The organism is Piscinibacter sp., from assembly GCF_047600445.1.
GTDB lineage: Bacteria > Pseudomonadota > Gammaproteobacteria > Burkholderiales > Burkholderiaceae_C > Piscinibacter.
Window position 1 is genome coordinate 2435096 of sequence record NZ_JASGKT010000002.1, and the last position, 26198, is coordinate 2461293.

The 26198-nt window shown below is 68.4% G+C and carries 23 protein-coding genes and 2 tRNA genes; 13 read left to right on the forward strand and 12 right to left on the reverse strand.

The genetic code is table 11. The annotated features are described in order from the left end of the window. Window position 1: 1 nt before the first annotated feature. Window positions 2-490, reverse strand: a complete 489-nt coding sequence (locus QM792_RS15600) for a MarR family winged helix-turn-helix transcriptional regulator (protein ID WP_415151020.1) — start codon at window positions 488-490, stop codon at window positions 2-4. Between the two features lie 333 nt (window positions 491-823). On the opposite strand from QM792_RS15600, the gene QM792_RS15605 reads away from it, so the two are divergent. Genes QM792_RS15605 through QM792_RS15640 form a run of 8 tightly spaced genes read left to right on the forward strand, consistent with a single transcriptional unit; the run spans window position 824 to window position 10364 of the window. After that, window positions 824-1807 (forward strand): PDR/VanB family oxidoreductase, encoded by a 984-nt coding sequence (locus QM792_RS15605; protein ID WP_415151021.1) that lies wholly within the window; start codon window positions 824-826, stop codon window positions 1805-1807. 43 nt (window positions 1808-1850) lie between these two features. Next, window positions 1851-2336, forward strand: coding sequence for a VOC family protein (locus QM792_RS15610; protein ID WP_415151022.1), 486 nt, complete (start codon window positions 1851-1853; stop codon window positions 2334-2336). Between the two features lie 44 nt (window positions 2337-2380). Next, a complete protein-coding gene (locus tag QM792_RS15615) occupies window positions 2381-2854 on the forward strand; it encodes a VOC family protein (protein ID WP_415151023.1) in 474 nt (157 codons plus the stop codon). Continuing rightward, a complete protein-coding gene (locus QM792_RS15620) occupies window positions 2851-3819 on the forward strand; it encodes a fumarylacetoacetate hydrolase family protein (protein ID WP_415151024.1) in 969 nt (322 codons plus the stop codon). The genes QM792_RS15615 and QM792_RS15620 overlap by 4 nt, the downstream gene beginning before the upstream one ends. 37 nt (window positions 3820-3856) lie before the next feature. Next, a complete protein-coding gene (locus tag QM792_RS15625; RefSeq protein WP_415151025.1) occupies window positions 3857-5536 on the forward strand; it encodes a DUF1302 domain-containing protein in 1680 nt (559 codons plus the stop codon). A 15-nt stretch (window positions 5537-5551) separates the two neighbouring features. Continuing rightward, window positions 5552-6913, forward strand: a complete 1362-nt coding sequence (locus QM792_RS15630; RefSeq protein ID WP_415151026.1) for a DUF1329 domain-containing protein — start codon at window positions 5552-5554, stop codon at window positions 6911-6913. Further along, entirely contained in the window at window positions 6910-7962 is a 1053-nt protein-coding gene (locus QM792_RS15635) for a WD40/YVTN/BNR-like repeat-containing protein (RefSeq protein ID WP_415151027.1), read from the forward strand. The genes QM792_RS15630 and QM792_RS15635 overlap by 4 nt, the downstream gene beginning before the upstream one ends. Next, window positions 7959-10364 carry an efflux RND transporter permease subunit gene (locus QM792_RS15640; RefSeq protein ID WP_415151028.1) on the forward strand — a complete coding sequence of 802 codons (2406 nt, stop codon included), beginning with the start codon at window positions 7959-7961 and terminating at the stop codon, window positions 10362-10364. Before QM792_RS15635 ends, QM792_RS15640 begins: the two co-directional genes overlap by 4 nt. Here the strand turns inward: QM792_RS15640 and QM792_RS15645 are convergent. After that, entirely contained in the window at window positions 10361-11278 is a 918-nt protein-coding gene (locus tag QM792_RS15645) for a LysR family transcriptional regulator (RefSeq protein WP_415151029.1), read from the reverse strand. The genes QM792_RS15640 and QM792_RS15645 overlap by 4 nt on opposite strands. A gap of 82 nt (window positions 11279-11360) precedes the next feature. Between QM792_RS15645 and QM792_RS15650 the strand changes: the two genes are divergently transcribed. The 4 genes from QM792_RS15650 to QM792_RS15665 all read left to right on the forward strand — a co-directional run bounded on the left by QM792_RS15650 (window position 11361) and on the right by QM792_RS15665 (window position 17384). After that, complete coding sequence (locus QM792_RS15650) at window positions 11361-12308, forward strand: LysR substrate-binding domain-containing protein (RefSeq protein ID WP_415151030.1); 948 nt, start codon at window positions 11361-11363, stop codon at window positions 12306-12308. 160 nt (window positions 12309-12468) lie between these two features. Then, entirely contained in the window at window positions 12469-15945 is a 3477-nt protein-coding gene (locus tag QM792_RS15655; RefSeq protein ID WP_415151031.1) for an indolepyruvate ferredoxin oxidoreductase family protein, read from the forward strand. A gap of 93 nt (window positions 15946-16038) precedes the next feature. Then, window positions 16039-16743 carry a 3-oxoacid CoA-transferase subunit A gene (locus QM792_RS15660; protein ID WP_415151032.1) on the forward strand — a complete coding sequence of 235 codons (705 nt, stop codon included), beginning with the start codon at window positions 16039-16041 and terminating at the stop codon, window positions 16741-16743. Further along, window positions 16740-17384 (forward strand): 3-oxoacid CoA-transferase subunit B, encoded by a 645-nt coding sequence (locus tag QM792_RS15665; RefSeq protein ID WP_415151033.1) that lies wholly within the window; start codon window positions 16740-16742, stop codon window positions 17382-17384. The genes QM792_RS15660 and QM792_RS15665 overlap by 4 nt, the downstream gene beginning before the upstream one ends. A gap of 116 nt (window positions 17385-17500) precedes the next feature. On the opposite strand, the gene QM792_RS15670 is transcribed toward QM792_RS15665, so the two are convergent. From QM792_RS15670 to tolB, 7 genes are all read right to left on the reverse strand, one after another. Beyond that, window positions 17501-17576, reverse strand: a tRNA-Lys gene (locus tag QM792_RS15670). Window positions 17577-17595: 19 nt separating this feature from the next. After that, window positions 17596-17671: transfer RNA gene (locus tag QM792_RS15675), tRNA-Lys, on the reverse strand. A gap of 24 nt (window positions 17672-17695) precedes the next feature. Then, window positions 17696-18505, reverse strand: a complete 810-nt coding sequence (locus tag QM792_RS15680; RefSeq protein ID WP_415151034.1) for a ThiF family adenylyltransferase — start codon at window positions 18503-18505, stop codon at window positions 17696-17698. Next, window positions 18502-19617: a YeeE/YedE family protein gene (locus QM792_RS15685; protein WP_415151035.1), complete on the reverse strand. Its 1116-nt coding sequence runs from the start codon at window positions 19615-19617 to the stop codon at window positions 18502-18504. Before QM792_RS15685 ends, QM792_RS15680 begins: the two co-directional genes overlap by 4 nt. A gap of 53 nt (window positions 19618-19670) precedes the next feature. After that, window positions 19671-20474, reverse strand: a complete 804-nt coding sequence (gene ybgF / locus QM792_RS15690; protein ID WP_415151644.1) for a tol-pal system protein YbgF — start codon at window positions 20472-20474, stop codon at window positions 19671-19673. Between the two features lie 11 nt (window positions 20475-20485). Further along, window positions 20486-21040 carry a peptidoglycan-associated lipoprotein Pal gene (pal, locus tag QM792_RS15695; RefSeq protein WP_415151036.1) on the reverse strand — a complete coding sequence of 185 codons (555 nt, stop codon included), beginning with the start codon at window positions 21038-21040 and terminating at the stop codon, window positions 20486-20488. A gap of 35 nt (window positions 21041-21075) precedes the next feature. After that, window positions 21076-22350: a Tol-Pal system beta propeller repeat protein TolB gene (gene tolB / locus QM792_RS15700; RefSeq protein ID WP_415151037.1), complete on the reverse strand. Its 1275-nt coding sequence runs from the start codon at window positions 22348-22350 to the stop codon at window positions 21076-21078. A 148-nt stretch (window positions 22351-22498) separates the two neighbouring features. Between tolB and QM792_RS15705 the strand changes: the two genes are divergently transcribed. After that, complete coding sequence (locus QM792_RS15705) at window positions 22499-23083, forward strand: peroxidase-related enzyme (RefSeq protein WP_415151038.1); 585 nt, start codon at window positions 22499-22501, stop codon at window positions 23081-23083. Window positions 23084-23106: 23 nt separating this feature from the next. Here the strand turns inward: QM792_RS15705 and QM792_RS15710 are convergent, their stop codons facing one another. From QM792_RS15710 to QM792_RS15720, 3 genes are read right to left on the reverse strand one after another with little or no spacing between them, the layout of a single operon-like run. After that, window positions 23107-24072 carry an NYN domain-containing protein gene (locus QM792_RS15710; RefSeq protein WP_415151039.1) on the reverse strand — a complete coding sequence of 322 codons (966 nt, stop codon included), beginning with the start codon at window positions 24070-24072 and terminating at the stop codon, window positions 23107-23109. A gap of 30 nt (window positions 24073-24102) precedes the next feature. Further along, on the reverse strand, window positions 24103-25584 hold the full coding sequence (gene rng, locus QM792_RS15715) for a ribonuclease G (RefSeq protein WP_415151040.1): 1482 nt from the start codon (window positions 25582-25584) through the stop codon (window positions 24103-24105). Between the two features lies 1 nt (window position 25585). Next, complete coding sequence (locus tag QM792_RS15720) at window positions 25586-26191, reverse strand: Maf family protein (RefSeq protein WP_415151041.1); 606 nt, start codon at window positions 26189-26191, stop codon at window positions 25586-25588. Window positions 26192-26198: the final 7 nt, after the last annotated feature.

The following is a 26198-nucleotide window of genomic DNA, read 5'->3' on the forward strand; positions in this document are numbered from 1 at the left end:
CTCAGCCGCGCTGCTCGAGCAGCGCCAGGTTCTGGTAGATGAGGCGCAACTGATCGCGCAGCGTCTGCAGCTGCGCCGGCGAGATGCCGGCGGTGGCGACGCGTTCGTACAACTGCGCCAACGGCACGATGCGGCGCGTGACGTCCAGGCCCTGCGGCGTCAGGCTCAGCGCCACCGCGCGCGCATCCTGGCTGCTGCGGTCGCGGCTGAGCAGGCCGCGGCGGATCAGGCTGTCGACGTTGCGCGACAGCGTCGACACGTCGGCCGAGGTGTGCGCCGACAGCTCCAGCAGGCGCTGGCCCGGCTGGTGCAGCAGGGCCACGCAGGCGCGCCACTCCGTCAGGGTCAGACCGAACTGCTTCAACTCGCCGGTGAAAGCCAGGCCCATGCGCATGCCGGCGCGGGCGATCAGGTAGGGCAGCGAATCCTCCAGGTCCAGATCCACCGGCGCATCGTCGTTGGCCGACGGCTTGATGGACTTGCTGGTCACGGAGCGCCTGGGCGACGAAGCTTTCATGTGTGCCTGCGGCTGGAATGCGGCATCCAGAGTCGAAAACTGATTGTATTTCGGAACATTTTTCAGGCAAGAAAGGGACAGCGAGGCCATCGAGCACACGCCGTGTCCGCGCGGCCCTCGCCCTGGCTCCGGCGGCCTTTCGTCGACTCATTTCCAGGGTAACTACCGATATTTCGCAACCGCATAGTCATCATCAGCAATCTGCGTTGGACGGCTGAACGAGCCGCTTCCTACACTCCGCGCCATTCTCTGAATCGCATGCAAATGCAAGCGTTCAGAAGCAAAAAGAGAACGGAGACATTGGCGATGGAAGCCCTCGGCCCGGCGCCTGCGATCACGGCGGCGCAGAAGATGGTGGTGCAGGTGCGCAGCACGCGCTACCTGACGTCCAGCATCAAGGAGTTCGAGCTGGTGGCGCTCGACGGATCGCCGCTGCCCGCCTTCGACGCCGGCGCGCACATCGACGTGCTGACCGGCACCAAGTTCTACCGCTCCTATTCGCTGGTCAACGACCCGGCCGAGCGCGACCGCTACGTCATCGCCGTCAAGTACGAGCCGGCTGGCAAAGGCGGCTCGCAGTTCATGCACGACTTCGTCGATGCCGGCGAGCGGCTGACGATCCTGCCGCCCAGCAACCTGTTCGCGCTGCACGAAGGCGCCGGGCGCAGCCTTCTGATGGCCGGCGGCATCGGCGTGACGCCAATCGTCTGCATGGTGCGGCGGCTGCAGTCGCAGGGTGCGGACTTCGAGGCCCACTACCTGGGCGGCAGCCTGGCCGAGATGGCCTACCACGAGGAACTTTGCGCGCTGGCGCCGGCTCGCATGCGACTGCATGTCACCGGCAGCCAGCTGATGGACATGCGCATGCTGGTGCCGGCCTTCGTGCCCGGCACGCACCTCTATGTCTGCGGCCCCAAGGGAATGATCGATGCGGTGCGCGAGGCCGCCGCCGACTGGCCGGCCGACCACGTGCACTTCGAGCTGTTCAACAGCGCGCTCGGCCCGCGCGTCATCGCCGAGCCGGCGGAACCCTTCGAGGTGGAGCTGGCGCGCAGCGGCCGGGTGCTGGTGGTGTCCAAGGACCAGAGCCTGCTGCAGGTGCTGCAGGCGCATGGCGTGGACATCGGCGCCAACTGCGAGAGCGGCATCTGCGGCATCTGCAGCGTGCCGCTGCTGGCCGGCGAGGCCGATCACCGTGACAACGTGCTCAGCGCTCAGGAGCGCGCGCACCGCATCCAGACCTGCGTCTCGCGGGCCCGTCCGGGCCAGCGGCTCGTGCTCGATTGCTGACCCCCTTGACCTCCGTCTCCTCCTTGCCAGAAAGGACCGCGCCATGAGCGTCGATCTCCAGCAGCCACCGTACAAGTCCTCGAGCCCGGCCATCGACAGCACCCAGATCGTCGGCGCCGTCGTCATCGCCCGCGACCTGCAGAAGTCGCGCATGTTCTACGAGGACATGCTGGGCCTGCAGTGCGCGGTGATCGGCCCCGGGCGCATGCTGGTGCGCAGTGATCCGCGCCTGATGCCGAGCGGCGTGTCGCGCCCGCTGATGCTCGACGTGCGCCAGGGCGAGGTCGTCAATCCGCAGCGCATGCTGCACCACTGGGGCATCGACCTGGCGACCAAGGGCGCCGTCGACGCGATGCGCGAGCGCCTCGTCGCCAACCGCGAAGCCTATGGCCTGGACGTGATCCAGGAGGCCTCGTTCAACCACGGCGCCTATTCCTTCTACTTCCAGGATCTGGACTCGAACTGGTGGGAGTTCCAGTTCGTTCCGAAGCGCCCGGTCGGTCCGCTGGATCTCGGCGACGTGGCCTGAGCGCCGCGCCGAACTCCTCCATCGCCTCTCTCAGGAGCCCCCCCATGTCCACTGTGACACCCGCGCCGCGCCAGCGCTTTCCCGACGGCATCAGCGAAGGCCTTTCCCACGGCACGCTGGAGCTGCGCAACATCCCGGCCACACGCACCTTCTTCCGCGAATTCCTCGGGCTGCGCACGCTGCGCCACGCGGTGCCGGCCTTCAAGGCCTGGCACGACCACGCCGGCTTCTTCATCGCCTGCATCGAGATCGGCGCGCTGCCGCGGCAGCAGACGCGCGACAACCGCTGGGAAGTCGCGGTCGCCAACGCGGCCGAGGTCGAGCGGGCTCACCGGACGGCGCTGCGGCTGAAGGACGAGCAGGGCCTGCTGCAGGTGGACCCGCTGCAGGAGCAGGACGGCTTTCCCTGGTTCTGCCTGCAGGACATGGACGGCAACTGGTGGGGCATCAGCAACCGCGACAGTGCCTGGATGCATGCGGCCTTCGATGCCGCCTTCGGCAAGGAGGTCGCCGCATGAAGCTGGCCACGGTTGCCATCCACGGGCAGGCTCATGCCGCCGTGCACTGCGCAGGCGACGGCCTGCTGGACCTGGTGCGGCTGCGCGAGCGGGTGCCGGAGGCCCACCTGGTGCCCACCAGCGTCAAGGGCATCCTGCAGGCCGGCGAGCCGGGCCTGGCGCTGGTGCGCCGCCTGCTCGACGAGGTCGAAGCAGGCCGCCACGGCGCCATCGCGCAACTGACGGAGCAGGGCCTGGTGCTGCCGCAGGCTGCGGCGCAGCTGCTCCCGCCCATTCCCGACCCCGGCCTGATCCTGAGCTGCGGCGCCGCCTACCGCGAGCACCTGCGCGAGATGAAGGTGGAGAGGCAACAGGACGACGAGCCCACCGCGTTCATCAAGGCCGCCAGCGCGCTGACCGGCAGCGGATCCCCGATCGTGCTGCCGCGCAAGGCGCCGGCGATGGTCGACTGGGAGGGCGAGTTCTCCTGCGTGATCGGCCGCAGCTGCCACGGCGTGACCGAAGCCGAGGCGCTGGACTTCGTGGCCGGCTACACGCTGGTCAACGACGTGTCGGCGCGCGACTGGGTGCCGGGTTTCCTGCAAGTGCAGGGCAACGCGCTGGACATGTTGCGCAGGACGGGCTTGAACATCCTGGGCAAGCAGTTCCCGAGCTTCTGCCCGATGGGGCCGTGCATCGTCACCAAGGACGAACTGCCCGACCCCGGCAACCTGCAACTGAGCACACGCGTCAACGGCGAACTGATGCAGCACGCCCATACCTCGGACCTGATCTTCAGCGTGGCGCAGGTCATCGCCTACTTCTCGCAGTGGTACCGCTTCAGCCCGGGCGATGTCATCACCACCGGCTCGCCGGCCGGCGTCGGCTACGGACGCAACCCCAAGCTGTTCCTCAAGCCCGGCGACGTGGTCGAGGTCAGCGTGCCGCAGCTGGGCACGCTGCGCAACCCAGTGGTGGCGTCCTAGCCACGAAGAGCGAACAACACACACGTTGGAGAGTCCGATGCAACGATCACCCGCACGCAACGAGCGCCTGTCGGCGCCGAAGGCGATGGCCGCCGCGGTCGCCGTCGCCGCCTGCCACGCCCAGGCCTTCGAGTTCGACACCGGCAACCCGGACCTGAAGGTACGCTGGGACAACACGGTCAAGTACAGCGCCGCGCGGCGCATGCAGAACCCCCTGCCGGAACTGTCGACGACGACGATCGTCGGCGGCGTCACGCTGGGCCCCAACAACATCAACCAGGACGACGGCAACAACAACTTCGACACCGGCCTGGTGTCCAGCCGGCTGGACGTATTGAGCGAGTTCGACGTCACCTGGCGCAACGTCGGTGCGCGCGTCAGCGCCGCCGGCTGGTACGACACGGTCTACAACCGCGGCAACGACAACCACACCACCACGTCCAACCACATCCCGTCCTCGCAGTTCCCGCACGAGACGCGCAACCTGATGGGCCGCGATGCCGAGATCCTGGACGCCTTCGTGTTCGCCCGCTTCGACCTTGCCGGCGAGCCGGCATCCGTCCGCCTGGGCCGGCACACCATGCTGTGGGGCGAGAGCCTGTTCTTCGGCATGAACGGCATCGCGGGCGGGCAGGCGCCGATCGACGTGATCAAGCTGCAGTCCGTGCCGAACGCGCAGTTCAAGGAGACCGTGCTGCCCACGGGCAAGCTCTCCGGACAAGTGCGGCTGCACGAAGACCTGACGCTGGGCGCCTACATCGACTACGAATGGAAGAAGACCCGGCTGATGCCGGTCGGCGCCTACCTGTCCAGCAGCGACGTGCTGGGACCGGGCACCGAGCGCCTGTATGCCGGCCCGCTGGGCGCCTTCACGTCCAACGGCAACATCGAGCCGTCCACCCACAAGTTCGGCCAGGGCGGCGGCATGCAACTGCGCTGGCAACACCGGCCCAGCGAGACGGACTTCGGCTTCTACCTGATCCGCTACAACCCGACGAGCCCAGCGGCGCTGTACACCACGGTGGGCGGCATCCCGCCGGCGCTGCGGGCCGAGACTTACCAATGGGTCTACCACGAAGGCACCTATGCCCTGGGCGCCAGCTTCGCCAAGACCTTCGGCATCTGGAGCCTGTCCGGCGAAGTCTCGGTGCGCAGCGACGCGCCGCTGGCCAGCACGTCGCGGCGCATCCTGCCCGCCGCCAACGTGGGCACGCAGTGGAACAACAAGAGCGACCCAGGCTATGCGCTCGGCCGCACCGGCCACGCTCAACTGTCGTGGATCGCCAACTTCGGCCCCAGTTGGCTCGCACAGGAAGCCAGCTTCCTCGGCGAGATCGCCGTGAACACCGTGCTCTCCGTCACCCGGAACGAGGAGTTCCTGAACCCGAACTCGGACCGCACGGCCGCCGCCATGCGCATGGTGTACGCGCCTACCTACCGCCAGGTCTGGCCCGGCGTGGACCTGTCGCCAACGGTCGGCGGGAGCTACGGCTGGGGCCGCTCGCGCGCGGTCGGCCCGGCCTTCGCGGTGAAAAAAGGCGGTGACTTCAACATCGGCCTCAGCGCCGTGTACCTCAACACCTGGTTCGCGTCGCTGACCTACACCGGCTACTACGGACCCACCGGATCCAGCCTCGACAACGCCGGCAACGCCCAATACAGGCAGTCGCTGAAGGATCGCGGCTTCATCAGCGCATCGCTGCGCACCACTTTCTGAGCTTCCGGAGGAGACATGCTTGCACTGAACCGCCTGGCCGCCGCATGCGCGGTGAGCTTCCCCCTGCTGGTGCCGCCGGCCTGGGCGGCCGTGTCGGCCGAAGAGGCCGCGCGCCTGAAGACCACGCTGACACCGCTCGGCGCCGAGCGCGCCGGCAACAAGGACGGCAGCATCCCGGCGTGGAACGGTGGCCTGACGACACCGCTGCCGAGCGACAAGCCGGACGGCCGCCGCGGCGACCCCTTCAAGGACGAGAAGCCGCTGTACAGCATCACCGCCAAGAACGCCGACCAGCATGCCGCCAAGCTGACCGACGGCACGCTGGCGATGCTGCGCAAGTACCCCGAAACCTACCGCGTCGACGTGTACAAGACGCACCGCACTGCGGCCGCGCCGCAATGGGTGTACGACAACACGGCGAAGAACACCGTGCGTGCGCGCATGGAAGGCGACTTGCTCGTCGGCGCCTATGCCGGCGTACCTTTTCCCATCCCCCAGAACGGCATGGAGGTGATGTGGAACCACATGCTGCGCTGGCGCGCGCCGACCTACCGCGCCTACCTGAACCAGTACGTGCTGACCACCGACGGCAAGTCGGTGCTGACCTCGAGCCTGACGATCGACCTGCAGACGCCGTACTTCTTCCAGGACGGCAGTCCCGAGCAGTTCGCCAAGAGCAACGATTTCTGGATGACCCGCCTGCAGCTCAACGGCCCGGCCAGCCGCGCCGGCGAAGGCACCGTGCTGCGCATGAACATCGACGGCGACAAGACCAACACCTGGCTGTACGTGCCCGGCCAGCGGCGGGTGCGCAAGCTGCCGAACGTGTGCTGCGACACGCCGAACGCGTCGTCGTCCGGCGTGCTGTTCTCGGACGAGGTGGAGGTCTGGGCCGGTCGGCTCGACCAATTCGACTGGAAGCTCGAAGGCCGCAAGGAAATGCTGGTGCCGTACAACGTCAACAAGCAGTTCCAGCCCGAGTCGGACAAGGATCTGCTGATGCGCAACCACCTGAACCCGGACCACGTGCGCTGGGAGCTGCACCGCGTCTGGGTGGTCGAGGCCACGCTGCGCGCCGGCAAGCGCCATCAGGCGCCGCGCGGCAAGTACTACTGCGACGAGGACACCTGGACCTGCGTGCTGGCCGACCGCTGGGATGCCAAGGGCCAGCTATGGCGCACGCTGTATGTGCACAACTTCGTCGCCCCCGACGTGCCGGCGGTGATGGTAGCGGGCTACGGCTACTACGACCTGCTCTCCGGCGCGGGCTATGCCGGCAGCCTGGCGGCGTCGAAGCCCTCGCAGTACCCGATCCGGCCGCGCATTCCGGACAGCTTCTTCACGCCGGACTCGCTGGCGGCCGAAGGCGTGCGATGACCACCCGCCGCCGCATCATGGCGGCGGCGCTGGTGGCCGGCTGCGGCGTCGCCCGGGCCCATGCCTCCATCGCCGACGCCGTCGAGCGCGCGGCTTCGCTGACGCCGCAGGCCTCGCGCTCGGTGCTGCTGGCGGCGGCGCAGGCGGGCAGCGCACTGGTCGCGGTGGGCGAACGCGGCATCGTGCTGCGCTCCACGGACGACGGGCGCAGCTGGCAGCAGATGCCCACGCCGGTGAGCGTCACGCTGACCGCAGTGCGCTTCGCCGATGCCGACACCGGCTATGCCGCCGGCCACGGCGGCGTGGTGCTGGCCACCCGCGACGGCGGGCGCAGTTGGACGCGGGTACTCGATGGCGCAGCGCTGGCGCAGACGGTGCTGAAGGCCGCCATCGCCGCCAACGACGCAGTGCTGACCAAGGACGCGCGCCGCCTCGTCGCAGAAGGTGCCGACAAGCCGCTGCTGGACCTGGTGGTGCTCGATGCGCGCCATCTGATCGTCGTCGGTGCCTACGGCATCGCGCTGCGCTCGCGTGACGGCGGTGCCGGCTGGCAATCGCTGATGGGCCGGCTGGACAATCCCGACGGCCTGCATCTCTATGCGGTGCGCCACCGTGCGCCGGAGTTGCTGGTGGCCGGCGAACAAGGCCTGGCGCTGCTGTCCGGCGACGGCGGTGAATCCTTCCGCAGGCTGGAGCCGCCGAACAAGGGCAGCCATTTCGCTGCCGAGCTCGGCAGCGCCGGGCGTGTCTGGCTGGCCGGCCTGCAGGGCCACGTGCTGTACTCGGCGGACCACGGCAGGTCGTGGGAGGCTTTGCCCAACCGTTCGCGCGCGTCGGTCACCGCCTCGGCGCTCACGCCAGACGGCGAACTGATCACCGTGGACCAGGCCGGCCTGGTGCAACGCTGGGAACGCGGCACCGCAGTGGCGCTGAATGCGCAGCCGCTGCCGCCGATCAACGGCGTGCTGCCGCTGCCGGCCGGCGGGCTGGTGCTGCTGACGAACCGCGGCGCGCTTGATCTGAAGCCCGCATCGGGCGGGGCACGATGAGCGCGCCGCCCACCACCACCGACGCTGCCGCGCCCAGCCGCTTCAAGGCGGGGCTGGAGCAGCTGTTGTTCGGCCGCCGGCGGCTGGTGCTGCTGCTGTGCGCGCTGGTCACGCTGCTGCTCGGCTGGCAAGCCAGCCAGCTGAGCCTGAACGCCAGCTACGAGAAGACCATCCCGGCCAAGCACCCGTTCATCCAGAACTACCTGCAGCACAAGGCCGATCTGGCCGGGCTGGGCAACACGCTGCGCATCGTCATGGCGCCGGCCAGCGGCACGATCTATCAGGCGTCCTACATGGAGACGCTGCGCAAGATCAACGACGAGGTCTTCCTGATCCCGGGCGTGGATCGCAGCCAGATGAAGTCGCTGTGGACGCCGTCGACGCGCTGGATCGGTGTCACCGAAGAGGGCTTCGAAGGCGGGCCGGTGATCCCGCCGGACTACGACGGCTCGGCACGCACGCTGGAGCAACTGCGCACCAACATCGCCCGTTCCGGCGAAGTCGGCCAGCTGGTGGCCACAGATGCCCAGTCCAGCGTCATCGTCGCGCCGCTGCTGGAGCGTGACGCGAACGGCCACGCGCTCGACTACGCCGCGCTGGGCCACAAGCTGGAAGCCCTGCGCAGCCAGTACCAGTCCGAAGGCGTGCAACTGCACATCACCGGCTTCGGCAAGCTGGTGGGCGACCTGATCGAAGGCGTGCGCGATGTCTTCGGCTTCTTCGCCGTCGCGATGGCGATCACCGCAGCGCTGCTGTGGGGCTACACGCGCTGCTGGCGTTCGACTGCGCTGGTGTTCGGCGCCTCGCTGACGGCGGTGGTCTGGCAGCTCGGGCTGATGCGCCTGCTGGGCTATGCGCTGGACCCGTATTCGATCCTCGTGCCCTTCCTCATCTTCGCCATCGGCATCAGCCATGGCGCGCAGAAGATGAACGGCATCATGCAGGACATCGGCCGCGGCGAGACCAAGTTGCAGGCTGCGCGCAACACCTTCAGGCGCCTTTTCATGGCCGGGCTGACGGCGCTGCTGGCCGATGCGGTGGGCTTCGCGGTGCTGACCGTCATCGACATCCAGGTCATCCGCGAGCTGGCGTTGGCGGCGTCGATCGGCGTGGCGGCGCTGATCTTCACCAACCTGATCCTGCTGCCGATCCTGCTGAGCTACACCGGCGTGGACCCGGCCGCTGCCAAGCGCAGCCTGCGCGACGAAGTCGCCCACCAGAACGGCGGGCGCCACCACCCGCTGTGGGAGCTGCTGGAGCGCTTCACCTCCAGGCGCTGGGCGATCGGCGCCATCGCCGTGGCGCTGCTGCTGGGTGCCGGCGGCGGCGTGCTCAGCACCCGGCTGAAGATCGGCGACCTCGACCCCGGCGCGCCCGAACTGCGGCAGGACAGCCGCTACAACCGCGACGCCGCCTTCGTCAGCAGTGCCTACGGTGCGTCCACCGACGTGCTGGCCGTGATGGTGACCACCCCCGACGGCGCCTGCGGTCAGTACGACACGCTGAAGAAGGTGGATGCGCTGGAATGGGATCTGCGCCGCCTGGAAGGCGTGGAATCGACCAGCTCCCTGTCGCTGCTGAGCCGGCGCGTCATCGCCGGGCTCAACGAAGGCCACCCCAAGTGGTACGAGTTGCTGCCGAACCAGGACATGCTGAACATGGTGACCACGCGCACGCCGCGCGGCCTGTACAACGACAGCTGCAACCTGCTGACCGTCTACACCTACCTGAAGGACCACCGCGCCGAGACGCTGGACCGCGTGGTGGCCGAGGTCGAACGCTTCGCCGCGCTGCACGACACACCCGAGGTGCAGTTCCGCCTGGCGGCCGGCTCCGCCGGCATCGAGGCCGCCACCAACCGCGTGGTGGCGCAATCGTGGTCGCAGATGCTGCTCCTGGTCTACGGCGCGGTCGGCGTGCTGTGCTTCGTCGCCTTCCGCTCCTGGCGCGCGGTGGTGGTCGCCATCCTGCCGCTGATGCTGACCTCGGTGCTGGCCGAGGCGCTGATGGTGATGCTGGGCATGGGCGTCAAGGTCGCCACGCTGCCGGTGATCGCGCTGGGCGTGGGCATCGGCGTCGACTACGCGCTGTACGTGTTGAGCGTCACGCTGGCCGAGCTGTGCCGCGGCCAGCCGCTGCACCTGGCCTACCGCCGCGCGCTGCTGTTCACCGGCAAGGTGGTGGTGTTCACGGGGCTGACGCTGGCCAGCGGCGTGATCACCTGGGTGGCCAGCCCGATCAAGTTCCAGGGCGACATGGGCCTGCTGCTGGCCTTCATGTTCCTGTGGAACATGCTCGGCGCGCTGGTGCTGGTGCCGGCGCTCGCCCACTTCCTGCTCAAGCCGGCACGAGCCGTCCCTTCCGGCGCGCAGTCCGCACTGCTGCGCAACGCCGGCGTCTAGGCGGCTTCCGGGCGGCTGAACAGGTCGGCGATCACGCCACGCAGCCAGGTATTGCCGGGGTCATGATGGAAGCGCTCGTGCCAGAACAGGTAGACCGACGTCGGCGGCACGTCGAAGGGCAGCGGATGGACCTGCAGGCCCGCAACGGCCTGCCAGTGCGTGGCCAGCGTGCGCGACACCGTGCCCACGCAATCGGTCTGCGACACCAGGGCCTCCAGGCCCAGCCAGCTCGAGATCTCGAGTGCGACGCGCCGCTCGCGTCCCAGCTTCTTGAGGGTGTCGTCGATGGCGGCCATCTCGACCGCGCCGGAGTGCACGCGGACGTGTTTGCAGGCCGTGTAGGCGTCCAGGTCCATGCCGTCGCGCAGCAGCGGATGGTCCTGTCGCGCGATGCACATCCAGTCGTGCCGCCAGAGCCTGCGCCGGTAGAAGCGCTGCTGGAACGCGTGAGTCTGGCCTTGCATCGCCAGGTCGGCGCGGCCGTCCTGCAATTGGGCCGCATGGTCCGCCAGCTGCACCTGCGGCACGTCGAGCGCGACATCGGGCGCCACTTGCGACAGGTGCAGCAGCAGACGCGGCAGCACGATCGCCACGCCCATGTCGGGCATCAGCAGCGTGAACTTGCGCTTCGAACGTGCGGGGTCGAAGCCGGTGACGCGCTCGACGCCTTCGCGCAGGATGTCCAGCGCCTGGGCCACCGGCTCGGCCAGCGCCAGCGCGAAGGGCGTCGGCTCCATGCACGCGCCGACGCGGATGAACAGCGGGTCGCCATAGGCCCGGCGCATGCGCGCCAGCACGTTGCTCATGGCCGGCTGCGACATGTGCAGCCGCGCGGCCGCCCGGGTGACCGTGCGCTCCTGCAGCAGCGCTTCCAGCGCGACGAGGAGGTTCAGGTCGCTGGGGATCCTTTGCACGGAACCATTCTATGAACAGAAGTCCCCAGGGCGACTGCAAGCACCCTCACTTCAGTGACGTGCCGGACAAGGCGACCGGGTAATGCGCAAGAGCCTGGAGTCGGGTCTCGTCCATGCCATCCGCGCCTTCATGCGCGTGGTCGAAAGCGGCAGCTTCACCGCGGCCGCAGAGCAAATGGACTTGACCACGGCGCAGGTCTCCCGGCTGGTCTCCGACCTGGAGAAGCGATTGAACACCAAGCTGTTGCAGCGCACGACCCGCCACCGCGCTCTCACCGATGCCGGCGCCGAGTACGCGGAGCGATGCCGCGAGATCCTGGGCCTGATCGACGAGGCCGAAGCCAACGCATCGGGAACCGCCTCCAAGCCGCAAGGCCGCCTGCGTGTCCAGTGCATGGCGAGCTTCGGACAGCACTATGTGGCGCCGATACTGGCCGACTTCTGTGCCAGCTACCCGGGCCTGAAGGTCAACTACAGCACCTCGCAATACTTCCCCGAAATGCTCACGCGCGGCGTGGATGTCAGCCTGTACCTTGCCGAGTCGCTGCTTGATTCCGGCCTGGTCGCGCGCAGGCTGGGCACGACTTTCGCGGTGCTTTGTGCAGCGTCGGGCTACCTCGCCCGACGCGGGACGCCATCCAGTCCCGAGGAGCTATCGCAGCATGCTTGTCTACGCCTCATCAACCCGTCCATCGCGCCGGAGTGGCGCCTGAAGACCGGCAGCGCGCAAGCGCGCATTTTCCCGCTCCAGTGGCAGCTCGTCGCGGACACGCCGGAAGTGTTGCTGGACGTGGCGCTGAGGGGGGCCGGCATCACTTTGTTGCCCCTGTTCTCCGTCATCGACGCGGTGCGCGCGGGGAGACTGCAACGGGTGTTGCCCGGCTGGCGTTCGCCCGACATCGGTGTCTATGCGCTGATGCCGTCCAGACACTTCATGGATGCCAGGACCCGCGTGTGGCTGGAGTGGGTTGGCCGAAGGATCTCCCCAAGGCTCCAGGAGGACGCGGCATATTTTCAGAACGGTGATTGACCGACATGAGCCCTGCGTCCGCGGGTTGCCAGTGGCAGGCACCCATGCCCAAGCATCATTGTTGCGTTCGGCGTAAACAAGTTTTTCCCGGCGCCGTATGGGTGCGGAGAAGGCGGGAACGAAGAATCGCGGCCTGGTCCGGCCCGAATGGAGACACACGATGAACACCGGCACCACCGCCGAACTGCCCATGGCCGCCGCGAAGAAGCCCGCCGCGCTGGAGGACAAATACCTGTGCGACGCAGGCATGGCGTACATGACCGGCATCCAAGCGCTGGTGCGCCTGGCGCTCGCACAGAAGCGGCGCGATGCCCGCAACGGCTTGCAGACCGCTGGCTTTCTTTCCGGCTACCGCGGATCGCCCCTCGGCAACTTCGACAGTGCGCTGTGGCAGGCCGGCAAGCTGCTCGACGCCCACGACGTCGTGTTCCAGCCCGGCGTGAACGAGGATCTGGCGGCCACCGCCGTGTGGGGCACGCAGCAGGCGCACCTGGCGGGACAGGCGAAGTTCGATGGCGTCGTCGGGTGGTGGTACGGCAAAGGGCCGGGCGTCGATCGCTCAGGCGACGCGCTGCGCCACGCCAACCTCGCTGGAACCGCCGCGCATGGCGGTGTCGTCGCCCTCTACGGTGACGACCACTCGTGCAAGTCCTCCAGCATTCCCCACCAGTCCGAGCATGTGATGGTGGGCTGCGGCATCCCGATCTTCTACCCCACATCGGTCCAGCAGGTTCTCGATTTCGGTGCGCACGCGGTCGCCATGTCCCGCAGCGCCGGACTGTGGGCCTCCATGAAGCTGGTGAGCGAGATCGTGGAGACCTCGGCGTCCGTGGATGTGGCGCTCGACCGCGTGCGGCCGGTGCTTGCACCCGCGGCATCGCTGCCGCCCGGTGGTCTGAACATCCGCTGGCCCGATGTATCGCTGGCCCAGGAGGAGCGCCTTTACCGGCACAGGCTGCCGGCCGCGCTGGCCTACGCGCGTGCCAACCGCTTCAACCGGGTGATGTGGGACAGCCCGCAGGCGCGCATCGGCATTGCGGCCAGCGGCAAGGGCTACCTAGATACGGTCGAGGCGCTGCGCATCCTGGGTCTGGAAGGGGAGCCGGCAAGGCGGCTCGGCCTGCGCCTGTACCAGGTCGGCATGATTTGGCCGCTGGAACCGCATGGGCTGCGCGAGTTCGCCCACGGCCTGTGCGACATCATCGTGGTCGAGGAGAAACGGCCCATCCTCGAAGCGCAGATCAAGGACGAGCTATACGCCCTGCCCGACCACGCACGGCCGCGCGTGGTCGGCAAGTCGGCCGACGGCCTGGGCGAATGGAGCACGCCCACCAAAGACGCACCGCTCATCAGCCACTACGAGCTGCAACCCGAGCCCATCGCCAGGATGCTGGCAGCGCGCTTCCTGCGCCTCGAACTGCCCGAGGACCTGCGGCAACTGATCACGCAGCGCTTGCAGAGCCTCGAACAAGCGGAGAAAGAATCCCGCCGCGTGATCGACATTGCCGAGCGCAAGGCGTACTTCTGCAGCGGCTGTCCGCACAACTCATCGACCATGCTGCCCGAGGGCAGCCGCGCGCTTGGCGGGATCGGCTGTCACTTCCTCGCGTTGACGATGGACCGCGGCACCGAGACCTTCACTCAGATGGGGGGCGAAGGCGTCAGTTGGGTCGGGGCGGCCCCCTTCACCAAGGAGCGCCACGTCTTTGCCAACCTGGGCGACGGCACCTACTTCCACTCGGGCTACCTGGCCATCCGGCAGTCCGTTGCGGCCAAGGTCAACATCACCTACAAAATCCTCTACAACGATGCCGTGGGCATGACCGGCGGGCAGCATGTCGACGGACAGCTCAGCGTCGGGCAACTGACCCGCCAACTGGCTGCCGAAGGCGTCGGGCAGCAGATCATCGTCACGGATGAGCCCAGCTTGCTGAGCGAGGACGAAGGCATTGCTCCCGGGGTCGCGGTCCGGCACCGCAGCGAACTGGACGCGGTGCAGCGCGAACTTCGCGACGTGCCCGGTGTGACGGCACTCATCTATGCGCAGACCTGCGCGAGCGAGAAGCGGCGCCGGCGCAAGCGCAACGAGTACCCGGACCCCGCGCTGCGGACCTTCATCAACAGCGAAGTGTGCGAGGGCTGCGGCGACTGCTCCAGGCAGTCGAATTGCCTGTCCGTGGAGCCGGTGGAGACGCCGCTCGGCACGAAGCGCAGGATCAACCAAAGCAGCTGCAACAAGGACTTCACCTGCGTCGCGGGCTTCTGCCCGAGCTTCGTCACCGTCCACACCCGTGACGTCAAGCGCCCGGCGCAATCCTTCGATGGCGTGGCCGAGGGCTGGCCCGAGGCGCCGCGCATCGCCGAACCGGCCGGCCCGGTGCGCATCATCGTGGGCGGCGTGGGTGGCACGGGCGTCGTGACCATCGGCGCGCTGCTGGGCATGGCCGCTCACCTCGAAGGCAAGGCCGCCCGCGTGATGGACATGGCCGGCATGGCGCAGAAGGGCGGCACCGTCTACTCCTACGTCCAGATCGCCGCGGCCGACGACGACATCTCCGCGACCAAGGTGGCCGCAGGCCGATGCGACCTGCTGATCGGCGCCGACGCCGTGGTGGCGGGCAGCAGCGCCACGCTCTCCCGCCTGCATGCGCAAAGCCTGGCCATCGTCAATGAGGACGGATCACCGACCTCGGCGTTCATCAAGTCACGGGACTGGGCCACGCCGTTGAACGATCTGTTGGCACGCCTGCGCAGCCGCGTGCAGCAAGAGCGCGTCATCTCGTTGCCGGCCGCCCGCATCGCCACGCGCGCCTTCGGCGATGCGATCTTCGCCAACCTGGTGCTGCTTGGCGTGGCGTGGCAGTCTGGGCGGGTGCCGCTCTCGCGCGCGAGCCTGGAGAAGGCGATCACCCTCAATGGCACCGCCGTCGCCAAAAACCTTCAAGCGTTCCGGCTGGGTTGCCATCTGGCCGGCGACCCGGCGCTGGCCGGCCGGCTGCTCGCCACGCCGGCGCAAACAGCCCACCCGCCATCGCTGCCCGAACTGATCGAGGATCGCGCGAACCGGCTGCGGGGGTACTGGAATGCGTCCTACGCACGCAAGTACCGCACCCTGGCGCAACAGGCCGCAAGCGCGCTGCCGCAGGAGTTGGCGACCGTGCTGGCGACGCAGCTTTACCGGGTGATGGCCTACAAGGACGAGTATGAGGTGGCCCGTCTGCTGGTCTCCGAGGCCTTCCGCAAGTCCATCGCGACCGAGTTCGGTGAAGGCGTGCGCCTGACGTACCACCTGGCCCCACCCACGCTCGGCGCGGGGAAGGAAGCGCGCAAGCGCCCGTTCGGCCAGTGGATGCGCTGGCCCATGGCGGTTCTGGCACGCATGCAGTGGCTGCGCGAAACGCCGCTCGACCCCTTCGGCCGCAATGCCGAGCGCCGGCAGGAGCGCGCCTGGCGCGACCGCTACATGGACTTCGCTCGTTCGCTGGTCGAGTCCTCGGGCAGCTACGACGTGGCCATTGCAACGCAGATCGCGCAGATCCCAGCCAGCGTCCGCGGCTTCGGGCATGTGAAGCTGCAGGCCATGGCCCTTGCGTCCAAGCGCTGGGACGAACTCGCCGAGAGCCTCGGCAAGAAGTGAGTGTGCCACTACGATCATGAGCGGCTGCGCGGCTGCGTCAGTGCCACCACCTCAACTCGCTCGCCATTTCCGCACTCTTCAGTTGGACCGCAGATGATTGACAAGGTGGCACTCTCCGTTGCCGAAGCCCTCGGTGAAGTGCGCGACGGGTCGACCGTCATGATCGGAGGGTTCGGAACAGCCGGCATCCCGCAAGAATTGATCGAGGCGCTTATCGCACAGGGCGCGCGCGATCTCACGGTCGTCAACAACAATGCAGGCAACGGCAATGCCGGCTTGGCTGCACTATTGAAAACGGGGCGTGTCCGCAAGATCATCTGCAGCTTTCCTCGCCAGGCCGATAGCTGGGTTTTCGATGAGTTATACCGGCGTGGGGCCATTGAGTTGGAACTGATCCCGCAAGGGAATCTCGCCGAGCGTATCCGCGCTGCGGGCGCTGGGATCGGTGGATTCTTCACGCCGACAGGCTATGGAACTGAGTTGGCCAAGGGCAAGGAGACAAGAGAGATCGACGGTCGCATGTACGTTTTCGAGCGGCCGTTGCATGCCGATCTCGCACTGATCAAAGCCGATCGCGGCGATCGTTGGGGCAACCTGGTCTATCGAAAGGCGGCGCGCAATTTCGGACCCATCATGGCGACGGCTGCGCGCAAGACGGTAGCAACCGTGCATGAATTGGTGGAGTTGGGCGCGATCGACCCCGAACATGTCGTGACGCCGGGTATTTTCGTGTCGCGCCTGGTGCGGATTTCGCGGCAAGCGACGATTGCAGGCGGCTTCAAGAAAGTGGCTGTATGAGCTACGTCGCTCGAACCAAGGATCAGATCGCGCAGCGCGTCGCGCGCGACATCCATGACGGGGCCTACGTCAACCTCGGCATCGGTATGCCGACCATCGTTGCGAATCATCTCGCCCCAGGAATGGAGGTCGTCCTGCACAGCGAGAACGGGATCCTCGGCATGGGGCCCGCGCCCGCGGCCGGTGACGAAGACTACGATCTGATCAACGCCGGAAAACAGCCAGTGACTCAGCTCAAGGGAGCTGCGTTCTTTCATCACGCGGACAGTTTCGCAATGATGCGTGGCGGTCATTTGGACATCTGCGTGCTGGGTGCCTTTCAAGTGTCTGCCCAGGGCGACCTTGCGAACTGGAGCACCGGCGAGAAGAGCGCCATCCCGGCAGTTGGCGGCGCGATGGATCTTGCGATTGGTGCAAAGCAAACCTGGGTCATGATGGAGTTGCTGACCAAGACCGGCCAAAGCAAGCTGGTCGAGCGCTGCACATACCCGCTGACCGGTGTCGCGTGCGTGAAGCGCGTCTACACCGACCTCGCGACCTTTGATTGCACGCCGACTGGCCTTGCCGTCGTTGATACCGTCGACGGTCTCTCGATTCCGGCGCTGGAGCGCCTCGTCGGACTACCGCTGCGGGCCGCTTGATGTCACTCGCGTTGCTGCTCACGCAGCGCTGCAAGCCTGTTCTTCACGCACAAAGCACAACGGCCTAGCGTCGCCGCTAGGCCGTTGATCTTCAACGTCTTTCCCGTTGAGCTGTTTGGTGGGCCCTGTAGGATTCGAACCTACGACCAACGGATTAAGAGTCCGCTGCTCTACCAACTGAGCTAAGAGCCCGAATTCTTGCCACCTTCGGTGGTGGGTCGTGCAGGATTCGAACCTGCGACCAACGGATTAAAAGTCCGCTGCTCTACCGACTGAGCTAACGACCCGCTAGCACCTGGAAAAGCCCGCCATTATAGCGGCGCGCTGCGGGGCGTCGGCTCAGTGCCGACAGCCGCACATTCTAGCGCAACTTGCGCGGCCACCATGCCGAAGGTCGCGGTCACGCTCACCGTCGAGCCGTAGCCGTGGCAGTGGAGGTTGCCCTCCACGTCGCAGGCCTCGGCGCCGGCCGGCGTCGCCACCGGCTCGCGCGAGAACACGCAGCGCAGGCCGATCGCGCCCTTGCGCGGCGCGCCGTGCTGCTGGCGCAGGCGCTGGCGCAGCGCGGCGAGCAGCGGGTCGTGCGTCGCCTCGGCGAGGTCGGCCACCTCCACCGCCTGCGGCCGCCGCTTGCCGCCGGCCGCACCCACCACCACCAGCGGCGCTCGCGTCTCGATCGCCCATGCCGCCATCGCCTGCTTGGCGCGCAACTGGTCGCAGGCGTCGATCACCACGTCCACCGGCCGCGGCAGCAGCGCCGGCCAGTTGTCGGCGGCGGCGAATTCCTCCACTTCGTGCACGCGGCAGCCGGGATGGATGTCGGCGAAGCGCTGCGCGAGCGCGCGCACCTTGGCCATGCCCAGCGTCGCGCCCAGCGCCTGCACCTGGCGGTTGACGTTCGATTCGGCCACGTGGTCGAGGTCGACCAGCGTCAGCTCGGCCACGCCGCTGCGCGCCAGCACCTCGGCCGCCCACGAGCCCACGCCGCCGACGCCGACCACCGCGATGCGCGCCGCGCGGATGCGCGCGTAGGCGGCCTCGCCGTAAAGCCGCCGCAGGCCGCCGAAACGCCGCTCCAGCTCGGCGCTATCCGCCGCGGCGGGCGGCGCCGCGGCGCTCATGCCGAGCGCTCGACCAGCCAGAACTGGTATTTCAGCCCGGCCACCGCGCCGGCGATGATGGCGGCGATCGCGACGAAGCTGGTCAGGCTCAGCGTCGACAGGCCCGACAGCCCCTGCCCCACCGTGCAGCCCATCGCGGTGACGCCGCCCACGCCCATCAGCGCGGCGCCGATCAGGTGGTTGGCGGTGTCGCGCGCGTCGCGGAAGCCCTCCCAGCGGAAGCTGCGCGTGGCCAGCGCGACCAGCGCCGAGCCGAGCACCACGCCCACCGTCGTGACGATGGCGATCGTCAGCACCTTGCTCTTGTCGCTGAAGAAGATCAGCCAGTCGATCGTGTAGGCGAAGGGCGAGACGAAGGTCAGCGACTCCATGCGCTGCGAGTTGGTGGCGAGAAAGACTTCCTGCAGCGTCTCGGGGTGCTCGGCGACGTGGCCGAGCCGGCCCGATACCCACCACAGCGCGGCGATCACCGCCCCCAGGCCGAGCCCGCCGAGCAGGTTGTCGGCGCTGCGCCCCTCGCGGCGCGCCAGCGCCCACACCAGCAGCGCGCCACCCAGGCCGATGCCCAGCAGCGCCGCCAGCGTGCCCTTGGCGATGCCGGTGGCGCCGGCCAGCAGCGAGGGCAGGTCCTGGCCGGCGGCGAACTCGACGGCCACCTTGTCCACCGTGTCGACGCGCAGCACCGCGGTGAGCCCGCGCATGGTCGCGAAGGCGGCCAGGCCGAGCACGAAGAACACCACCAGCGACTTGAGGTTGCCGCCGCCGATGCGCACCAGCGTCTTGCTGCCGCAGCCCGAGGCCAGCGTCATGCCGAAGCCGAACAGCGCGCCGCCCACCAGCGCCGAGAGCCAGATGAAGCGCGGCCCGGCGTAGATGGTGTCGGCCGCGCTCAGCCAGCCGAGCGCCACCATGGCGTTGAAGCCGATCATCGCCACGCCCATCGCGGCGACCCACATGCGCATGCGCGCCCAGTCGCCCATCGTCATGATGTCGGAGACCGCACCCATGGTGCAGAAGTGGGTGCGCTGCGCGATCGCGCCGAAGACCACGGCCAGCGCGAACGCGGCCCACAGCACGGTGCGGCTCAGGGCCGCGATGTCGATGTCCTGCATGCACCGATTTTAAGCAGCGCCCGGCGCCGCCCCGCCGCGCGGCCCGGCGGCGGCTACTTCAGCGAGGCAAGGCGCTCGCGGCCGGCCTGCGCGGCTTCCGACTTCGGATAGGCCTGCACCAGCTCGCCGATGGTCTTGCGCGCGGCGCGGCTGTCCTTCAGTTCGATCTGGCAGTTGGCGATGGCCAGCATCGCCTCGGGCGCCTTGGCGTGCGCCGGGTTGCGGCTCAGCAGCGAGCGGAACGAGGCGATCGCGTCCTTGTACTGGCGCTGGCCGTACTGCGCGTTGCCGAGCCAGAAGGTGGCCGACTCGGCGTAGCCGCTGAGCGGATAGCGCTTGAGGAAAGCCGACAGGCCCGCGCCGGCGGCGCCGAAGTCGCCCTGGCGGATCAGCGCGAAGGCCTCGTCGTACTGGCGCTTCTCCTCGGGGTCGGCGAGGAACTGCTTGTCGTCGAGCGTCACGCTGACCGGCTCGAGCCGGCGGATGCGCTCGTCGATGCCGGTCTGCGCGTCTTTCGAGCGGCGCTGCAGCTCGGCGACGTCGCGCGCGAGCTGCTCGTCCTGGCCGCGCATGCGCGCCAGCTCGCCGCGCACGGCTTCGAGCTGGTTGTTCAGGTCGAGCAGGCCGCGCTTGAGCTGCGAGAGCTGGTCGGCCATCTGCACGTTCAGCTCGGCCTGCTTGGCGCGGTTGGCCTCGTTGCTGGCCTCGAGCTTCTGGCGCAGGTCGAGGATGGCGCGGCGCGCCTCGTCGTCGTCGAAGATGCCGGCCCGCGCCGGCGGCGCGCCCAGGCCGGCCAACCCGACCAGGGCGGCCAGGCCGAGCCCGGCGAGAGTCCGCGTGAAGGCCGACATCGGCATCGCTCCCGGGTTCAACGGTAGACCAGCTCGGCGCGGCGGTTCTTGGCCCACGCCGCTTCGTCGCTGCCCTGCACGGCCGGGCGCTCCTTGCCGAAGCTCACGGCCTCCATCTGGTCGGCGCCGGCGCCCAGCAGCGCCAGCGAGCGCTGCACCGCCTCGGCGCGCTTCTGGCCGAGCGCGAGGTTGTACTCGCGGCCGCCGCGATCGTCGGTGTGGCCTTCGATGGTGACCTTCTTCTTGCGGTCGGCGGCAAGCACCTTGGCGTTGCTCTCGACGGTCGGGCGGAACTCGTCCTTGACGACGTAGCTGTCGAAGTCGAAGTACACCACGCGCGGCAGGTTGCCCTGCGCGGCGGTGTCGGTCTTGGTCAGGTCGACCGGCGTGACCGCGCTCTGCGCCGCGCCGGCGCTCGCGCCGCCCGCGCCGGTGCCGGGGGTGCGCGACTCGACCGGCGCGCCGCCCTTCTTGTCGTCCAGCGGCACGCTGGAGGAGCAGCCGGCCATCACGGCGGCGGCCAGCGCGGCCAGGGCGATCTTGGGCAGGTGCTTCATCGACGTCGTGTTCATGAGGATTCTCCTTGAGGGTCGTGTTTGCGAAGGAATCAGCGGCCGTACGGGCCCCAGGCGGGCTCGCGCACGTCGGCGGTGGTGGAGACGAGCCGCGCCTTGATGCGGCCGTCGAGCGTGGTGGTCATCAGCACGTCGCGCCCGCCGGCGCGCGTGGCGTAGACGATCAGCCGGCCGTTGGGGGCGAAGCTCGGGCTCTCGTCGTCGCTGGTGTCGGTCAGCGCCGCCGGCTGCGCGCCCGGCGTGGACAGGTCGAGCGTCTGCAGCTTGAAGGCGTTGCCCTGGCGCGTGACGTAGGCCAGCGTGCGCCCGTCGGGGCTGACGGCCGGGCTGATGTTGTAGCCGCCGGCGAAGGTGATGCGCTCGGCGCCGCCGCCGCCCACCGCCACGCGGTACACCTGCGGGCCGCCGCCGCGGTCGCTGACGAAGTAGACGGTGCGGCCGTCGGGCGCGAAGCAGGGTTCGGTGTCGATCGCCGAACTGCTGGTCAGGCGCCGCACGTTGCCGCCCTGGCGGTCCATCAGGAAGAGCTGCGAGCCGCCCTCGCGCGAGAGCGTGGCGGCGAGCGTCGTGCCGTCGGGCGACCAGGCCGGCGCGCTGTTCGAGCCGCGGAAGTTGGCGATGGCCCGGCGCTTGCCGCTCATCACCTCCTGCGCGTAGACCACCGCCTTGCGGCTCTCGAACGACACATAGGCCAGCTCGCGCCCGTCGGGGCTCCAGGCCGGCGAGATGATCGGCTCGGGGCTGTTCAGCGCCACCTGGCCGCCCTCGCCGTCGGCGTCGGCCACGCGCAGCGTGTAGCGGCCGCCGCCGCGCGTGACGTAGGCGATGCGGGTGGAGAACACGCCGCGGTCGCCGGTGAGCTTCTCGTAGATGAAGTCGGCGATGCGGTGCGCGGCCAGGCGCAGGTCGGCCGGGTCGACCGCGCTCGCCTGGCCGCCCAGATCGCTGCCCTTGACCACGTCCCACAGCTTGAAGCGCACGTCGACGCGGCCGTCGGCCAGGCGCTGCACCGAGCCGGCGGCCAGCGCATCGACGCTGCGCGCGCGCCACTCGCTCATCGCCGGGCGGGCGGTTTCGTCGAGCACCGCGCTGCCGGCATCGACCGGGCGGAAGAAGCCGCTGCGCTCCAGGTCGGCGCGCACGATCGCCGAGACCTGCTGCGAGAGCTTGTCTTCGTCGCGAAAGCGCGGGATGGCGATGGGCACCTGCGTCGCGCCGACGCCCGAGATCTCGACGCGGAATTGCCCGAAGGCGGGCAGGCCGGCGCCGGCCAGGCCGGCGGCGATCAGGTTTCTTCTTGTCAGCATGGGAAAGAGAGTCGACCGCGATGCGGGAGTTCACTGCGCTGCGGGGGGGCGCGCCGCTCAATCGGCAAGTGTCGCACCTCCGGCACCGGCGCCTGCCGGGAAACCTTGACCGGTTGTATCCATAATCCGAAAGCCCCAGGAGCCTTGCATGAATCAAGCCATCTCGCGCTACCCCGTGCCCGCCCTCGAGACGCTGCCCGACGACGTGAGGCGGCGCATCCTCGAGGTGCAGGAGAAGTCCGGCTTCGTGCCCAACGTGTTCCTCGCGCTGGCGCACCGGCCCGACGAGTTCCGCGCCTTCTTCGCCTATCACGACGCGCTGATGCTGCGCCCTTCGGGCCTGAGCAAGGGCGAGAAGGAGATGATCGTCGTGGCCACCAGCGGCGCGAACCACTGCCTGTACTGCGTGGTGGCGCACGGCGCGATCCTGCGCATCTACGAGAAGAACCCGCTGCTGGCCGACCAGGTGGCGGTGAACCACCGCAAGGCCGACATCACACCGCGCCAGCGCGCGATGCTCGACTTCGCGATGAAGGTCTGCCTGCATTCGGCCGAAGTCGACGAGGCCGACTTCGCGGCCCTGAAGGGTCACGGCTTCACCGAGGAGGACATCTGGGACATCGGCGCCATCACCGCGCTGTTCGGGCTGTCCAACCGCATGGCCAACCTGGTGTCGATGCAGCCGAATCCGGAGTTCTTCCTGCTGGGGCGGGTGGCGAAGGCGAAGGGGTGAGCGAATCGAGAGCAGTTCACCCACTACGACACTGGTCCCGATGTGGCAGGCCGAAGACGCAACTCGTGATCGAACTCGCCCCGCCGGACCTCGACGAGATCGTTCATCGACGCAAGCATCTCGTTGAAGGTTGCGAACCCGTAGCTCGACTCGTGAAAGGTCGAGTCGATGCGTTGGATGAACGGCCTCAATCGCGCCTTCTGAATCCACGTCTCCCCGCGATTCTGCACGAGCCGCGCGATGGCCTTGCCCACGAGTTCGCGGCCGGCCTTGCGCTGCGCGGCTTCGGTCTCCGCGACATCGAGGAGCATTCGCATCTCCTCCAACTGTGTAACTGCTTGCCCAGGCTCATCCGCTGACTCGACTCCCGGCGCCGCAGGCTCGATCGACGTCACGACCGCATCGCCCGTGGCAATTGGCTCTGAGGGTTCGGCTGGTGGCTGTACCGTAGGCACAACCTCGGCAATCGGCACCGCGGGCGCGAGCAAACCCTCATAGAACTTGAACTCATGGCAACTGCGCGCCCAATGCTGGTTCGTCCCACGACGGCTGCCGATGCCCACGAGAGTTCTCCCCGCCGCCTTCACTTTGTAGGACAGGGGCATGTAGTCGCTGTCGCCACCGACCACGATGATGGTTCCGATGTGAGGGAACCGAACCATGTCCTCCATCACGTCCAGGCAAAGCTTGATATCGGCTCCATTCTTCGCATTGGCGCCTGGCGGGAAGACCTGGATCAGTTCGATAGCGGCCTGCAGGAGAGACTGCTTGTATCGATTGAAGGACACCCAGTTGGCGAACGCACGATTGATCGCAATCGGCCCGAGCGAAAGCGCGTACTCGACGATAGTCTGAACATCGACCAGTTCCTCTTGCGGTCGGAATCGGCTGGCCAGATAGGCGCCCTGACCGTGCGCCTGATCCACTAGGTTCGCATGCAAATTCTCGAAGTCCCAGTAGATCGCCACTGACTCGGAGGCATGTGCCATCTTGCTCCCTCTGCTGCTGGCTCTATCCCGCTACAACAGCACGATGTCGTACTGCTCCGGACTCATCGTCGCCTCCGCCGCCAGCGAGATCGGCTTGCCGATGAATTCCGACAGGCCGGCCAGGTGCTGGCTCTCCTCGTCGAGCAGCATCTCCACCACCGCCGCGCTGGCGATGACGCGGAATTCGCGCGGGTTGAACTGGCGCGCCTCGCGCAGGATCTCGCGCAGGATGTCGTAGCACACGCTGCGCGCCGTCTTCACCTGGCCCTTGCCGGCGCAGGTGGGGCAAGGCTCGCACAGCAGGTGCGCCAGGCTCTCGCGGGTGCGCTTGCGCGTCATCTCCACCAGGCCGAGCTGCGTGAAGCCGCTGACCGTCACCTTGGTGCGGTCGCGCGCGAGCTGCTTGCGCAGTTCGGCGAGCACGGCGCCCTGGTGCTCCTCGCGGCCCATGTCGATGAAGTCGATGATGATGATGCCGCCGAGGTTGCGCAGCCGAAGCTGGCGCGCGATCGCCTGCGCCGCCTCGAGGTTGGTCTTGAAGATGGTGTCGTCGAAGTTGCGCGCGCCGACGAAGCCGCCGGTGTTGACGTCGATGGTCGTCAGCGCCTCGGTCTGGTCGATGATGAGGTAGCCGCCGCTCTTCAGGTCGACGCGCCGCGCCAGCGCGCGGGCGATCTCGGCGTCGATGTTGAACAGGTCGAAGATCGGCCGCTCGCCCTTGTAGTGCTCGAGCTTGGCCGCCGAGCCGGGCGTGTACTCGTCGCCGAAGGCCTTGAGGATGTCGAACTGCATCCTCGAGTCGATGCGGATCGCGCCGGTGGCGTCGTGCGCCAGGTCGCGCAGCACGCGCTCGACCAGGCTCAGGTCCTGGTACAGCAGCGTGCCCGGCGGCGAGGCGAAGCCGCGCTCGCGCACCGCGGCCCAGGTCTTGCGCAGGTAGGCGATGTCGTCGGCCAGTTCGTCGTCGCCGGCGTCCTCCGCGTTGGTGCGCAGGATGAAGCCGCCGGTGGGCGAACCGTCGGCGGTGGCGGCCAGGCGGTTCATGCGCGCGCGCAACTGCTCGCGCAGCTCGGGCGAGCCGATCTTCTGCGAGATGCCGATGTGGTCGTCCTGCGGCAGGAACACCAGCAGCCGCCCGGCGATGCTGATCTGTGTCGACAGCCGCGCGCCCTTGGTGCCGATGGCGTCCTTGATCACCTGCACCACCAGCGTCTGGCCTTCGAAGACGAGACGCTCGATCGGCGTGGGCTGCGCGGCGTCGCCGCGCGAGCCGGCGTGCGGCTGGCCGGCCACGTGCACGTCGGCCACGTGCAGGAAGGCGGCACGCTCCAGCCCGATGTCGACGAAGGCCGACTGCATGCCCGGCAGCACACGCGCCACGCGGCCCATGTAGATGTTGCCGACCTGCCCGCGCTCGAGCGCGCGCTCGACGTGCAGCTCCTGCACCGCGCCGTTCTCGACGATGGCGACGCGCGTTTCCTGCGGTGCCCAGTTGATCAGGATGTCCTGCATGTCAGAAGCTCACGCCGGCGCGGCGCAGCAGTTGGGCCGTCTCGAAGAGAGGCAAACCCATGATACCGGAGTAGCTTCCGTCGATGCGCGCGATCCAGGCCGCGATGGCGCTCTGGATCGCGTAGGCGCCGGCCTTGCCGAAGGGTTCTCCGCCGGCGACGTAGCGCGCGATCTCGGCGGCGGGAATCTCGGCGAAGTGAACGCGCGAGACGCTCGCCGCCAGCCACTCGCGCCGCCCCGACGCCACCGCCACCGCGCTGATCACGCGGTGCGTGCGGCCCGACAGCGCGTGCAGCGTCTCGATGGCATGCGTCGCGTCGCGCGGCTTGCCGAGGATGCGCCGGCCCAGCGCCACCGTGGTGTCGGCACACAGGATGGGCGCCGGCTCGCGCCGCGACGCGGCCAGCCGCGCGCGCGCCGCGCGCAGCTTGGCGCGCGTGACGCGCTCGCAGTAGTCGGCCGGCCGCTCGCCGGCGATCTCGTCTTCCAGCGCCTCGGCGTCTTCGTGCGGCTGCGGTAGCAGCAGTTCGTGGCGCACGCCGATCTGGTCGAGAAGCTGGCGGCGGCGCGGGCTCTGGCTGGCCAGGTAGACGAAGGCGTGCTTCACGGTCCGC